Source organism: Dehalobacter sp. TBBPA1, assembly GCF_040931655.1.
Lineage (GTDB): Bacteria > Bacillota > Desulfitobacteriia > Desulfitobacteriales > Syntrophobotulaceae > Dehalobacter > Dehalobacter restrictus.
In genome coordinates, this window is the sequence record NZ_CP162385.1 from 78928 (window position 1) to 92672 (window position 13745).

A 13745-nucleotide genomic window follows, 5' to 3' on the forward strand; every position below is an offset into this window, starting at 1 on the left:
TACAAAGACTGAATGGCCTTTAAACCTTATGACCTTTATTCTTTTTCTTCGAAATTTGTTATAGGTTTAATGCCAAGTCTTTCCGCAGAGTGGTCCTGGCCTTGAAAAAAGTTTATCCAGCCTGAAGTATGCTGTTTTTCCCAATTGTAAGGGCTCACATGATAGGAATTCAGCTTTTCTTCCTCAGAATAGCCTTTTAAGCGGTAATAGGCTTTGACCCAGATGCACTTCTGCTTGTTCGGATACACTTCACACCAGCCGTTGTAGCTTCCTTCACATGGGCCGTTCCGTTGGTTCTTGGGACAGTTGCCCATTGGACAGACGTAGGCTACATCAATCAGCGCACAGTCACCACAGTCCTGGCAATTGTACATGCAGGATTTGGCAAAGTGCTCAATGCTGTGAAAAGGTTTTTCCAACGCAGAATCTTTTATGGCATGACAAAATCCACGCATAAAGCCGAACATTCCTTTGTTGGGTTCAAACATCATTTTGTGAACAACTCTGGACATCTTATAATTTAAATCAAAGCTCTTCTCATAATTGTTGTAGTCATTGGATTTTTGAGCAGTATTCAGGCCGGTCTTTTCATCTTTGGCGTAAACATAGAAACCGTTTTTCTGAGGATAGTCAAACTCCCGGACATAATCCTGCCAGTTGGCGGCCAGTTCGTTTCCGCGGTCAATAATATATTCAACTTGTTCGTACGTCGTATTATGCCCGCCGAGATGAACGCCTTTGTATCCCATACCTTTCAGGATAGCAAAGAGTTTCGCTGCCCTATCGAGCATGGCGGCGGCACCCTTGTCACTGCTTTGTTTTTCCTGTTCCAGTTCAGCAACGAGCTTGTCCGTAATAACACATCCGGGGACTTTATTCATACTCATCGCTTTGGCAGCACCATAAGTCAGCAGGTAAATATTTCCCATTAAGCATCCGCGCAGGTTATTGTGCTTCACAAATTGATAGAGTTCGTGGTACTTCCTGACATCGTAGCCAACTTGGGGTATAATGAACTGAGCACCGTTCTCGATCTTCTTTCTGAGCTTGGTGTACTGGAGCATCTGTTCGGCTTCGGTGGCTTTAAAAGGTGAAACAGCAGCACCCGCAAAAAGATGGGTTGGCTGAAGTTTATGGATACCTTTAGCTGTGGGGAGTTCCAATCCGTCATTCATCTTGGCGATAAAGGCCAAGAGCTGAGTGGAATCAAGGTCAAAAACCGGTTTGGGCCGTCCGAAAAAATTACCCGGATCATGGTCGCCGGTCAGTACCAACAAGTTATGGAGTCCCGAACGCTCCAGGGAAAAAAGCTGGCTTTCCAGTTGCGTGCGGTTTTTGTCTTTGCAGGCAACGTGAATGATTGCATCTAAGCCTAGGCCCTTGATTTCCCTGCCAATGCCCTCAGGATTAATGCCGACGCTTCCACCCGGGTTGTCAGTCAGACTAACCGCATGGATCTTTTTCCCTTTAGCAGCCTGCTCCGCCAATTGAAGCGCTTTTTCCTGGGAAACTTCTTTGGAGCCACGGCCTGGTACGAGTTCCCATGTTACAATAAACTCATTGTTGTCCTGTATTGATTTGCGAAAAGCGTTCTCCATGAGTATCCCCCTTTTCCAATTATTCTCTGAGAAAATCTAACATAAGATAAGATAATGAAAAGAGATAAATTGTGTCCAAAATGATGTATACTATTGTATATACAGGAGTTTTGCTTACTCTAATATATCACCCAAATTTTCAATAGTCAATATATTCAAAAGACAAAAAACAAGAGATTTTTTAGAAAATAATTTCTATTTCGACAATAGCCTCAACCACCGACTTGTAATTAAGGAAAGTTACGTTTTATAATATGATATGTTAGAATGATTCTTGGAAAAAGACGGTTGTCCTTCGCTGAAAATGGCAGGTTTTATTATAACAGAAAGGAAAACAATATGATGAAAAAAGTTCTATTTCCAAGCCAGAATAAAGAAATCTTATGCCAGAAGAATGACACGGTTGCTGTTGCATGTTCAGGCCTTGGATATCCGCTTGATCTTGTATGCGGAGGAAAAGGCACATGTAAAAAATGCACAGTCGAAATAGAAAAGGACGGCATACGGCAGGAAGTATTGGCGTGTCAGGAACCAGTAAGCGACGGCTTGATCGTTTATCTTAAATATGGAGACTACAAACATGAAGCCTCGATTTTAACGGACCGCATTGAAACAGAGCTGAACATCGATCCGCCGGTTAAAAAGATTTTTATCGATAAGAAGTTTCTAAAAACACCGTTCTATTACGGGGACTGGGAACATATTCAAGCCAAGGTTCCGGTCCGGATTAATACGCCAGCTTTATGCCTTCTGCAAAAATTATCACAGCTGATGCAGAAACAGGAAATGGACGGCATTACTTTGGTCTTAATAGACGAACAGCTGCTTGATATTGAGCAGGGCGACACCTCAGCCAGCAATTATGGATTTGCCGTTGACCTTGGGAGTACCTCTGTTGTGGCCTACTTATATGACCTTAATAGCGGCAAAAAAGTAGGGGTATATTCCGCCTTGAACGGTCAGATTACGGAAGGCGCGGATGTTATATCCCGTATCATGGCGGCGATGAAGAATCCTGAAGGGCTAAAAATTCTTCAGCGTAAAGTGGCAGAGACCATTAACGCTCTGATTCTGGAAGCGATACAGCAAAACCAAATCAGCGCCGAAAATATCTATACGATGGTGATTTGCGGCAACAGTGCCATGCAGCACCTCTTTTTAGGTTTGCATCCTGGATCGCTTGGCAGGACGCCTTACACCAATACGATTTTAAGTGAAGTGTTGACAACAGCACGGGAGTTGAGCCTTAACATTCATCCCAATGCCATTATTGATTTTTTACCTTTGATCGGGGGCTTCGTCGGAGCGGACACTTTGGCTGTTCTGCTGGCTTTGCCTGAAGGGGAACGTCAAGGGAACAGATTGATTATTGACCTTGGAACAAACGGCGAAATTTTATTGGGGAACGAGAAGAAATGGCTGGCCACATCAACTGCTGCCGGACCGGCCCTCGAAGGAGCAACGATCCGCTTTGGAATGCGTGGAACAAACGGAGCCATCGAACGGGTAAAACTGTCGGAAGGTAAAATTGAATTAAAAGTGATTGGCGGAGAACAGCCCAAAGGGATTTGTGGCTCCGGTATTGTTGATGCAGTTGCAGAAATGCTGAAAGCCGAGCTGATCAGTAAAGAAGGCAGATTGCTGTCTCCCGACAAATATTTAAAAGTTTGTCGGCCGGAAAATCAAAGATTTGCCAATTATCTGGCAAATCTTGACGGGGTCAGCGTTTTCTACCTGATGGATGAGGGACAGTCCGGTGATAACGACCGAATTTACATCAGCCAAAAGGATATTCGTGCTGTACAGCTTGCCAAAAGCGCCATTTATACAGGATGCATGCTATTAATGAAAGAATATGGGCTGGAAGGAGAAGATCTCGAGGAAATTCTGATTGCCGGGGCCTTTGGCAACTATATTGACGCTCCAAGTGCTCAGGTACTAGGTTTGTTTCCCAATTTTTCGAATGTACCCATCCGGTCCATAGGCAATGCGGCAGGAGCCGGAGCATCGAATTTTCTACTGTCCAGAAATATACGGATAAATACTTTGATATTATTGGCAAAGATAACGCATTTTGACCTGGCGGCAAATCCTGCTTTTCAACAGGAATATCTGCTGAATACAGGTTTTTAAAGAAAGTAAATAAATTAGTTGCTTAAAAAATATTGATGGATTTATTAATCTGTTCCTATGTATAATATATGATAACTAAATAATTGCCGAGGAGTAAGAAGATGGAATTACCAATCTATCAACATATTATTGAAGAGATAAAGAAAAAAATTAAAGAGGGTGTTTTGAAACCGGGAGATGCGATCCCTTCAGAAAATTCATTATGCGATACCTATGGCGTGAGCCGGATGACGGTCCGCAAGGGTCTGGCAATTTTAGTGAATGAGGGATATATCACCTCTATCCCTGGCAAGGGTAGCTTTGTGAATGAGCCGGATTCCAAGAAATACATCTTATATTACAACGAGATGGCAAATCTGATTAACACCATCGATACAACCAAGCTGATTGAAGTTAAAATTATCCTGCCGACACCAAGACTCATTGACAGTCTGAATATACCCCAAAGCAAAAAAATAATTATGGTTAAACGGACCCATTACAGCAATGGAGAAGCAGTCGCGTATGATGAAAAATATCTGATTTACTACAAGGGAATGCCTATCGTTGAAAAAGAAATCAAATACAGTACTTTCCCGGAAATTGTTTCTCGGTATACTTCTCTGTTTGCGATTAAGAAAGAATTAACAATTTCTGCCCAAATGCCTGATGAAAAAATATCAAAATACCTGTCCCTGTACAATGCCCTCCCACTTTTGGTTGTTGAGCAAAGACTGTTTAATACACAGGATAAGCCAATCGGGCTGGGTATTACTTATTATCGAGGAGACAGCTGCAAGCTATCCGCATCCTGGCCGTTTACCGATATGGAATAGACCATTTAACTTAATAAGACAGTTCGGCATCCATCCTGTCTCTAAACAAAACTAGGAAAGCTATCGTCTGGTAGTTTTAGGGCAGTTACATGCCCTTTTTATTTTAACATCCATGGACGGCAAGGGGTGGCACACTTTTGGATCATTATTTATTATTAGGAGAAAAATAATGTTGCTTATTCTTTATTTAGCTGCCATCATTATTGCGAATATCATTACTGCAGCGCTGGCACCTTTGCAGATAGGACCGTTTTTAATTCCTTACGGAAGCTGGCTGATCGGGGTGACGCTGGTACTTAGGGACATTATCCAGCGCAAGTACGGGCGAAAAACTGCTTATCTGGCGATTACCACGGCTCTTGTCCTATCGGCTGTTTCCTCCAAACTTCTTGGAGATACTTTGACCATTACTTTGGCTTCAGCCATTTCCTTTTTGATCTCGGAATCGGCAGACACGGAAATTTATACGAGGCTTAAAGGCTCTTTCCTGCGTAAAGTGTTTGCGAGCGGGATTGTCAGCAGTTTTCTCGATAGTGTAGTCTTTATATTAATTGGTCTGTCCCCGCTTATTTCAGGCATTCTGACCTGGGATTTTGTGCCGAATGCAGTACTGGGGCAGTTTGCTGTTAAGAGTCTGATGCAAGTGCTCGGAATAAGCATTCTGTTTATGATTAAGAACCGCTGGGAGGTTACCGTAAATGAAAAACAAGGAAACTGAGGGCCTGTCACTTCTGGGATCGGGACAAACACGCTATGTTTTTGATTATGATTCGGACATACTGGAGAGTTTTGCAAACAAGTATCCCGATAATAATTATTTTGTCCGCTTAAATTGCCCTGAATTTACCAGCTTGTGTCCGATTACCGGCCAACCGGATTTTGGAACGATGATTATCAATTATATCCCGGATCAAAAATTGGTAGAAAGCAAATCGTTGAAGCTATATCTTTTTAGTTTCCGCAACCATGGAGGTTTTCACGAAGATGTTGTCAACATCATCATGAAAGACCTGATCCGGCTGCTTGAACCCAGATACATCGAGGTTATAGGAGAATTCAGCCCCAGAGGAGGGATTTCCATTCATCCTTACAGCAATTATGGACAGCCGGACAGTAAATGGGTAGAATTTGCCGTGAAGAGGCTGCTTAAGTACGGGAAATAGACGAGTGAGGACATGGGAGCGCTTCTTTTGTCCCCGCTGCTGTCCCAGAGAGCAGCGGTACAAAGCGGCAGTAGTCATCCCAGCTGTCAATATAGCCTTCCAGATTTGTACTGGTCTTTTGTCTGACCAGCAAACGCTGACAGGCTAGCCCTTCGCCGGCTTCAAGTGGGACAACGATTCTTCCGCCGACATCGAGTTGCTCAAGCCAGCAAGGTTCAATGACCGGTGCCGCTGCCGTTACGATGATTCCCCGGTATGGTGCATTTGGTTCATAACCGTTTCGGCCGTCAGCAATGATACTGCAGATCGGATAGTTCAGCTGTTCAAATAATATTCGAACTTTAAGGGCGAGCGCTTCAATTCTTTCGATGGTTGTCACGGACATACCCATCTCGGCCAGCAAAGCAGACTGATAGCCGGAACCCGTACCTATTTCAAGGACTTTGTCACCAGGTTCCAAAGCCAATAGTTCGGTCATTTTAGCGACAATAAAGGGCTGGGAAATCGTCTGCTTCTCTCCGATCGGAAGCGGTTCATCATCATAACTGTAGGACCATAAATCTTCAGGGATAAACAAATGTCTGGGGATTTTTTTAATGGCGTCCAGGATGCGTTTGCCATGAACTCCTTGAGGAGCTACATACTCATCAACAAGTATAGCTGCTTTTTCCTGCCAGTTTTGCATAGTCTGATCACTTCTTTTCTCAGATAATTTCGGTGGCCGTGTTCATCTATTCAGCTTAATCGGGTACTGATTGGAATTATTTTGGCCTGTTTTCTCATTAATTATAGTATAATAAAATTATTTACGGAAAGTATTCGGGCTTTGGCTCATTGAACTGGTTAATGGAGGAACATAAATGGTCCAAAAATATATTATTGCGCTCGATCAGGGGACGACAAGCTCACGGGCTGTCATTTTTAACCATGAAGGAATGATCGTAGGCAAAGCCCAAAAAGAGTTTGCTCAGATCTATCCGTTCCCGGGGTGGGTTGAACATGATCCTTTGGAAATCTGGGACACCCAGCTGGCTGCTATCAGAGAGGTTCTGGATCAGACGGACATAAATCCGGATGATATTGTTGGGCTAGGGATAGCAAATCAAAGGGAGACGACTGTGGTTTGGAACCGTTTTACCGGCAAACCTGTCTATCATGCGATTGTCTGGCAATGCCGCAGAACGACGGAACTTTGCGAGCAGATATTGAACAGTACCTTAAACGAGTATATTTCAGATGCGACCGGCCTTGTTGCGGATGCTTATTTTTCCGGAACGAAAATCCGCTGGATCCTCGATCATATTCCGGATGGCCAGGCGATGGCTGAAAAAGGGGATTTGCTTTTTGGCACAATTGACAGCTGGCTCGTCTGGAATCTTACCAAAGGCCGGCTGCATATCACGGATTATAGCAATGCCTCCCGGACCATGCTCTATAATATCAGGGAACTAGCGTGGGATGACAAAATATTATCTTATCTGAATATCCCCAGATCACTGCTGCCGGAAGTCTGTCCGAGCAGCCTCTGCTGCGGGGTAACAGATTCTTCGATATTTGGCGCTGAAATACCGATAGCTGGTATAGCCGGTGATCAGCAGGCCGCACTTTTTGGGCAGGCCTGCTTTACAGAAGGAATGGTCAAAAATACCTATGGTACGGGTTGTTTTATCCTAATGAATACCGGTAAAAATATGATCCGGTCTCAAAATAAATTGCTGACAACAATTGCCTGGGGAATTGACAACGGGGTGGAATATGCGCTGGAAGGCAGTGTATTTATTGGTGGAGCAGTCATTCAGTGGCTTCGTGATGAACTTGGATTGCTGAAAACTTCTGCCGAAAGCGAGTATTATGCAACTCAGGTCAAAGATACGAACGGTGTCTATATTGTTCCGGCCTTCGTCGGACTCGGCGCACCATACTGGGATATGCATGCCCGCGGCATAGTGACCGGACTTACCCGGGGAGCAAACCGCTTCCACCTTGTAAGAGCCGCGTTGGAAAGCATTGCTTATCAGACGAATGATGTTCTTGCGTTAATGGCTAAGGATACCGGTATTCGTCTTAAGGCCTTGAAAGTAGACGGCGGTGCAGCCGTTAATAATTTCCTGCTGCAGTTTCAGGCGGATCTCAGCGGTATTCCGGTTGAACGGTCAGAAATTTGTGAGGTTACGGCTTTGGGAGCAGCATATCTGGCAGGTTTGGCAGCCGGATACTGGAAGGACAAAGAAGAGCTGAAATGCCTCAGTAAAGGGCGTTTTATTTCTGATTCGAACATCACCGGATCTGAGCGTCAGCAATACCTGAGTGGGTGGAAAGCGGCAGTCAGTCAGGCAACCTATCGGACCGTATGATGGGATTATGAACGGAAAATACAAATAACAGATATATTCAGATAATATTTATTGGCGTAAAGGTTTCTTTTTTCCCCTTAGTCGTAGTAAAATAGTCTTGCTTGATTTTTTGCACAGGGCAATATCATTATTTTCGGGAGTAAAGTGGAAGGCAAAATGGAATACCTTCGTATAGGCAAAAGGCAAATTGAATATGAGCTTCGAAAAAGCAGCAAAGCAAAAAGATTGATTGTTACCATCAAACATCAGAAGTTAAAGGTTTCTGTTCCTGCCGAAATTACTTTTACCCAGGCCAGACGATATCTGGAAAACAATAAAGACCTGATATTAAAGCACATCGAAAAACAAAATTCAGCAGCAGGTGAAACTGCTGCGAAGGAATATGTTTCAGGTGAAAAACTACTGTACAGGGGCAGACATTATCCTCTGCTGATCGAGGAAAAGGCCGGACCCGGAAGCTCCTCAGCATCGTTTATTGGAAGCAGGATCGTTGTAACCATTCCACCGGGGTTATCAAAAGAGAAGAAAAGTCAATCAACCAAAAAGATACTGGAAGAATGGTATATCCGGCAGGCCCAAAAGCTTCTTCCTGAACAGGTCGAATATTATGCCAGACAGCTGGATATTGCCTACCAAAAATTTAGAATTAAGGATCAAAAAACAAAATGGGGAAGCTGTTCAAGCAAAGGATACATCAACTTAAATTGGCGCATTATCATGGCACCGAACCAGGTTGCGGCTTATGTGATTATTCATGAATTGGCCCATCTTAAGTACATGAACCATTCCAAGGAATTTTGGGCATTCGTGGAACAAATTCTGCCGGACTATAAGAAGTGGAAAAGCTGGCTAAAAGAACATTGTAATGAATTGATGGACGGATGAGATTAAAGCAGCTCCGATTTTCGAAATTCCACCAGGTTATGACGATAGCGCTGGGGGATAAAATGGGATTGGAGCTTTTTATTTTTGCGGTTTTCAATGCTGATACGGGTAAAATATTTAGCCCAGAGCTCCTGGTATAATTGTTCTGTCTCAGAATCAGGAATGGCTGCTTCCTCGGAAAAATCGGAAAGGTACCAGTCTTTTTCATTGCAGATGATCGCAAGGCTTCTTTTTTTGTCATGAATAATGAAACGTTCGCCTGCTAGCCTGTCGGCAAAATGGTCGGCCAGAAGAATTAATATATTATGATCCGGCTCCAGGGCCGCATAAAGATAACTGCGGGTATCCGTAAAGCGAAGTAGCCCCAAAAAGCGTTCTGCTTCAAAAGATACTTTCTTGGCTGTTTGCCGGATCGGCAATACCTCGGGATGAGTATGAATGCTGTCAACTTTCGGACCTAATTGAAAGCCAAGCTGAAGGTATTTTAAGATGAGGTTTTCTTTAGCGGTATTGTTCGAGAGGTATACATAATAGATCTGCATTAAGGAGTAGACAGAAATTTTTCTGTCTATCGCATCATAAACCCTGGCAGCAAGCACAGGATCACTTTGGATAACGGTAGATGGTGTGAACATATTGAACTGATACGAAGCCTCAGGATAGATTCCCTGGGCTCTTTGTTCATAATAGCTGTAATATATTGAAGTCAGCAGACCGTCAAAGCTTCCGTCATATAAATAATCCATTTTCAACAGTCCCTCATTCTTCGGAAGATTCCTAGAACCTTGTCAACCCTAAAATGATCATCTATGTTTACAGGATAAATCAGAACAAACATAGCTGAACGGGTTTGGCTACAGGTGCCAGGGCCTGGCGCACCAAGGCACTTTCTGCAGGGATGCCTCCGTAATAACAGCCCTGACACGTAATAAAATATTTAGCGCGCTTAAGAACCACACCCATTTTTTTAAGATGATTATAAGAAATATTACCCAGCCTGCGCTGCAGAATGATTCTCTGGGCGGAAGTCACGCCTACGCCAGGAATTCGAAGCAGTTCTTCATAAGAGGCTTGGTTGATTTCTAGAGGAAATAACTGCATGTTTCGAAGCGCCCAGGAAATTTTGGGATCAAAATCGGTATCCAAAAACGGACTTTGTTCATTGACGATTTCATCCGCTTTAAAGCTGTAAAATCTCAGCAGCCAGTCCGCCTGATAGAGCCGGTGTTCTCTAAGCAAAGGCGGAGAAGTGGAAAGAGCAGGAAGATTTGGGCCCTCATTAACGGGAACATAGGCCGAGTAATAGACTCTTTTCAACTGAAAACGGTTGTAGAGGGTTTCTGTGGCTTTAATAATGGAAAGGTCACTGTCTTTGCTTGCCCCGACAATCATCTGGGTCGACTGTCCTGCCGGAACAAATTTTTGGACGTGTCGGAAGATCTTTCTTTCGGAAGCGTTTTGCGTCATTTGATTATTAATCTGATTCATCGGCGCAAATAGGACGGGCAGTGTCTTTTGCGGCGCCAGGAGTTTGAGGCTCTGCTCTGTAGGCTGTTCAATATTAATGCTCATCCTGTCGGCGAGTAATCCGGTCTTGTTGACCAGCGCCGGATCGGCGCCGGGAATCACTTTGACGTGTATATATCCGTAAAAGTGATATTCATGCCTCAGAATGTCAAGAACCTGATAAATCCTTTCCATGGTATGATTTGGACTGCGCTCAATCCCCGAGCTCAAAAAAAGACCTTCAATATAATTTCGCCTGTAGAATTGAATCATCAGGTCGGCAACTTCCCTTGGCGTGAAACTGGCTCGCGGGATATCATTCTGATTGCGGTTGACGCAGTAATTGCAGTTATAGATGCAGTAGTTGGTCAGGAGAATCTTTAAAAGCGAAACACAGCGGCCATCGGCAGACCAGGTGTGGCAAATGCCGAATGATTTGGAGTTGCCGATACCGCCTTGATTATGCTTATTTACCCCGCTTGACGCACAAGAAACATCATACTTGGCTCCATCAGCGAGGACTGCAAGTTTTTCCAGAGTACCCATGCTCATCACCCCAATTAATTCTAGCACAGGATAATGAATAAAGCAAACATATGTTCGATAAAGTAGTGCTGCCCCCCTTTTTTTCGTATGAGAATCCCACATTCTCTATATGATGGAACCATGTCGTCAACCTTAGCTTAGCTCAAAAAATGCTGATAACAGTCAAAAACCATTAGCAGCATCATATCGGTTTAGAGTTACTCTTGTTTTGGGGTTCACCCCAACATTTGACATAGAGCCTAAAAAAATACTGCCAATAGCATAACACTATTAGCAGTATCCTATCGGTTATTTTTTGTATAGAGATACAACTCAGCGGTCAAAACTGTTCCAGCCCTCTTCAAAAGCTTTCAGATTGACCTCAAGCAGTTTGGTGGGGACCGTTTCCCGGATAACATCAAGCCAGGTTTCCTTGTCTATCTTCAGACATCTGGCCAGCAGTCCCAGCAGAGCTACGTTTACCGTTTTGGCGTTGCCGGCTTCGATAGCTTTTCCGAGACCGTTAATGATGAGGACTTCTTTGCATTCTTTTTTTATGATATCCAGGATATCGGAAGGATATTGCGCCGTTCCGACGACTACTGGCATAGGATCGATCCTTTGGTCATTGATTAAGATGCTGCCATCCTTTTTCAGATAGGGCAGCCAGCGGAGAGCCTCCAGCTTCTCAAAAGCGAGTATAATATCCGCTTCACCTTCAGGAATGATCGGGGAGGCGACTTCTTTGCCGTATCTTACCTGGGTAACCACACTCCCGCCCCGCTGAGCCATCCCGTGAATCTCCGAGACCTTAACGTCCTGGCCGGTCATTTGGACGGCGCCCGCCAGTACTCTGCTTGCAAGGATTGTTCCCTGTCCCCCTACTCCAACAATGAGAATATTCGTGATATCAGTCATTGGCGCTACCTTCTTTCCTGATTGCTTCACTGGGGCAGACGGTGGCACAAAGCCCGCAGCCTACACACTGGGCAAGGTTGATCCTGACTTTTTTCCCTTCCTTGGCAATACAGGGACAGCCTAACTTAAGGCAGCGTAGGCAGCCGGTACAAGCTCCCGGGGATACGCTATAAGGGTTATTCCGGCTTTTATCGATCAGGGCGCAATTCCGTTGGGTGATTATGACTGAAGGTTCTTCTGCAGCCAGTTCTTCTCCGACGATTTTTTCCAGCTCCTCCAGCTCAAACGGATCAACAACTCGTACTCTTCCTACGCCGACGGCCTTGGCCAGAAGGACGAGATCAATTTCTTTGGTAGGTTCTCCTTTAACTGTAAACCCGGTCGTCGGGTTATGTTGGTGGCCGGTCATTGCCGTGATGCGGTTATCCAGAATAATTGTCGTTGTCGTTGCTTTATTGTAGACGACGTCAACAAGTGCAGTTATTCCCGAATGAATAAAAGTAGAATCTCCAATTACAGCGACCAGGCTGCGTGCAAAATCCTTACCTCTGGCTTTCTCCATACCAATGGCAGTACCGATGCTTGCTCCCATACAAATGGTCGTGTCAATGGCTTTAAGCGGAGCAAGGCAGCCAAGCGTATAACAACCGATGTCACCGGCGACGGTGACTTTAAGCTTATTAAGTACATAGAAAAGACCTCTGTGCGGACAGCCGGGACATAGGACAGGAGGACGCGGAGGAACTTCATATTGCAGTTGATCTGGTTCGGCCGTCTCGCGGGGAGAACAGTCCCCAAGCGTCTGCACCATTTTGGCGGCAATCGTTTCCGGCAGTAATTCTCCGATCAGCGGAAAAGTATCCTTGCCATGAACATCAAGACCCCAGGATCTTACATACTCTTCGATAAAAGGTTCCAATTCTTCGACAATATATAACTGATCTACTTTGCCCGCAAAGTCCATAATCATTTTTTGGGGCAGCGGGAAGGTCATGCCAAGTTTTAAGATTGAAACTTCCGGTAAAACTTCTTTGACATACTGGTAGGTTACGCCGCTGGTAATTACTCCGATCTTCGTATCGTTCCATTCAACGCGGTTTAGATCGGTACTTTCAGCGTAGTCTTTTAGTTTTATTAGCCTATCCTCAACAACCACATGGCGGTGACGGGCATTTGCGGGAATCATCACATATTTGGAAGGATTTTTCTGATATTCCTTGAGTCCTTTCTCCTCGCGGTCATTAAGTTCGACCAGGGACTGGGAATGTGCCACCCGTGTTGTCATTCTGAGCATAACCGGCGTATCAAACATCTCGCTGATGTCAAAAGCCAATTTGGTAAAATCTTTGGCCTCCTGGCTGTTGGCCGGCTCTAGTACCGGAATTTTTGCTGCCCGTCCAAAATGACGGTTATCCTGTTCATTTTGAGAACTATGCATGCCCGGATCGTCAGCAGATACAAGTACCAGTCCACCGTTAACACCGGTATACGAAAGTGTAAACAAGGGATCTGCTGCTACGTTTACCCCGACATGTTTCATGGAGACAAGCGCTCTTCCACCGGCAATCGCAGCACCCAAACCAACTTCGAGTGCTACTTTTTCGTTCGGGGACCATTCCGCATACATCTCATCATATTTTGCTGCGTTTTCTGTAATTTCCGTACTGGGGGTTCCTGGATAAGCCGTGCATACTACAACTCCGGCTTCCCAGGCACCTCTTGCAATCGCTTCGTTGCCTGTCAGAAGCTTTTTCATTGTCCCCATCCTCTCAAATTTTAGATCTGTATTTATAAGATATCATCAAATGTTATAGGTTGTTTTCGGTGATATAAGATTCATTATAGTAT

General features: G+C 44.5%; 12 protein-coding genes. 6 read left to right on the forward strand and 6 right to left on the reverse strand.

The window, feature by feature from the left end; translation table 11 throughout:
* Nucleotides 1–35: 35 nt before the first annotated feature.
* Entirely contained in the window at nt 36–1598 is a 1563-nt protein-coding gene (locus AB3489_RS00370) for a methylenetetrahydrofolate reductase C-terminal domain-containing protein (RefSeq protein WP_368293513.1), read from the reverse strand.
* Between the two features lie 342 nt (nt 1599–1940).
* On the opposite strand from AB3489_RS00370, the gene AB3489_RS00375 reads away from it, so the two are divergent.
* From AB3489_RS00375 to queF, 4 genes are all read left to right on the forward strand, one after another.
* On the forward strand, nt 1941–3731 hold the full coding sequence (locus tag AB3489_RS00375; protein ID WP_368293514.1) for an ASKHA domain-containing protein: 1791 nt from the start codon (nt 1941–1943) through the stop codon (nt 3729–3731).
* A 101-nt stretch (nt 3732–3832) separates the two neighbouring features.
* On the forward strand, nt 3833–4546 hold the full coding sequence (locus AB3489_RS00380; RefSeq protein WP_368293515.1) for a GntR family transcriptional regulator: 714 nt from the start codon (nt 3833–3835) through the stop codon (nt 4544–4546).
* Between the two features lie 169 nt (nt 4547–4715).
* A complete protein-coding gene (locus AB3489_RS00385; RefSeq protein ID WP_368293517.1) occupies nt 4716–5264 on the forward strand; it encodes a VUT family protein in 549 nt (182 codons plus the stop codon).
* A complete protein-coding gene (gene queF, locus AB3489_RS00390; RefSeq protein ID WP_015042314.1) occupies nt 5245–5709 on the forward strand; it encodes a preQ(1) synthase in 465 nt (154 codons plus the stop codon). Before AB3489_RS00385 ends, queF begins: the two co-directional genes overlap by 20 nt.
* Here queF and AB3489_RS00395 read toward each other — a convergent pair.
* Complete coding sequence (locus AB3489_RS00395; protein ID WP_368293518.1) at nt 5693–6394, reverse strand: protein-L-isoaspartate(D-aspartate) O-methyltransferase; 702 nt, start codon at nt 6392–6394, stop codon at nt 5693–5695. The two genes, queF and AB3489_RS00395, sit on opposite strands and share 17 nt — an antisense overlap.
* 175 nt (nt 6395–6569) lie before the next feature.
* Between AB3489_RS00395 and glpK the strand changes: the two genes are divergently transcribed.
* Nucleotides 6570–8063: a glycerol kinase GlpK gene (gene glpK, locus AB3489_RS00400; protein WP_368293519.1), complete on the forward strand. Its 1494-nt coding sequence runs from the start codon at nt 6570–6572 to the stop codon at nt 8061–8063.
* 156 nt (nt 8064–8219) lie between these two features.
* Nucleotides 8220–8948: a M48 family metallopeptidase gene (locus AB3489_RS00405; protein WP_368293521.1), complete on the forward strand. Its 729-nt coding sequence runs from the start codon at nt 8220–8222 to the stop codon at nt 8946–8948.
* Nucleotides 8949–8950: 2 nt separating this feature from the next.
* Here AB3489_RS00405 and AB3489_RS00410 read toward each other — a convergent pair whose 3' ends face one another.
* The 4 genes from AB3489_RS00410 to iorA all read right to left on the reverse strand — a co-directional run bounded on the left by AB3489_RS00410 (nt 8951) and on the right by iorA (nt 13653).
* Nucleotides 8951–9694 (reverse strand): TIGR03915 family putative DNA repair protein, encoded by a 744-nt coding sequence (locus AB3489_RS00410; protein ID WP_368293522.1) that lies wholly within the window; start codon nt 9692–9694, stop codon nt 8951–8953.
* A gap of 79 nt (nt 9695–9773) precedes the next feature.
* Nucleotides 9774–11000 (reverse strand): putative DNA modification/repair radical SAM protein, encoded by a 1227-nt coding sequence (locus AB3489_RS00415; RefSeq protein WP_368293524.1) that lies wholly within the window; start codon nt 10998–11000, stop codon nt 9774–9776.
* Between the two features lie 312 nt (nt 11001–11312).
* Nucleotides 11313–11897 (reverse strand): indolepyruvate oxidoreductase subunit beta, encoded by a 585-nt coding sequence (locus AB3489_RS00420; RefSeq protein ID WP_368293525.1) that lies wholly within the window; start codon nt 11895–11897, stop codon nt 11313–11315.
* Nucleotides 11890–13653, reverse strand: a complete 1764-nt coding sequence (gene iorA / locus AB3489_RS00425; RefSeq protein ID WP_368293527.1) for an indolepyruvate ferredoxin oxidoreductase subunit alpha — start codon at nt 13651–13653, stop codon at nt 11890–11892. Before iorA ends, AB3489_RS00420 begins: the two co-directional genes overlap by 8 nt.
* Between the last annotated feature and the right edge of the window lie 92 nt (nt 13654–13745).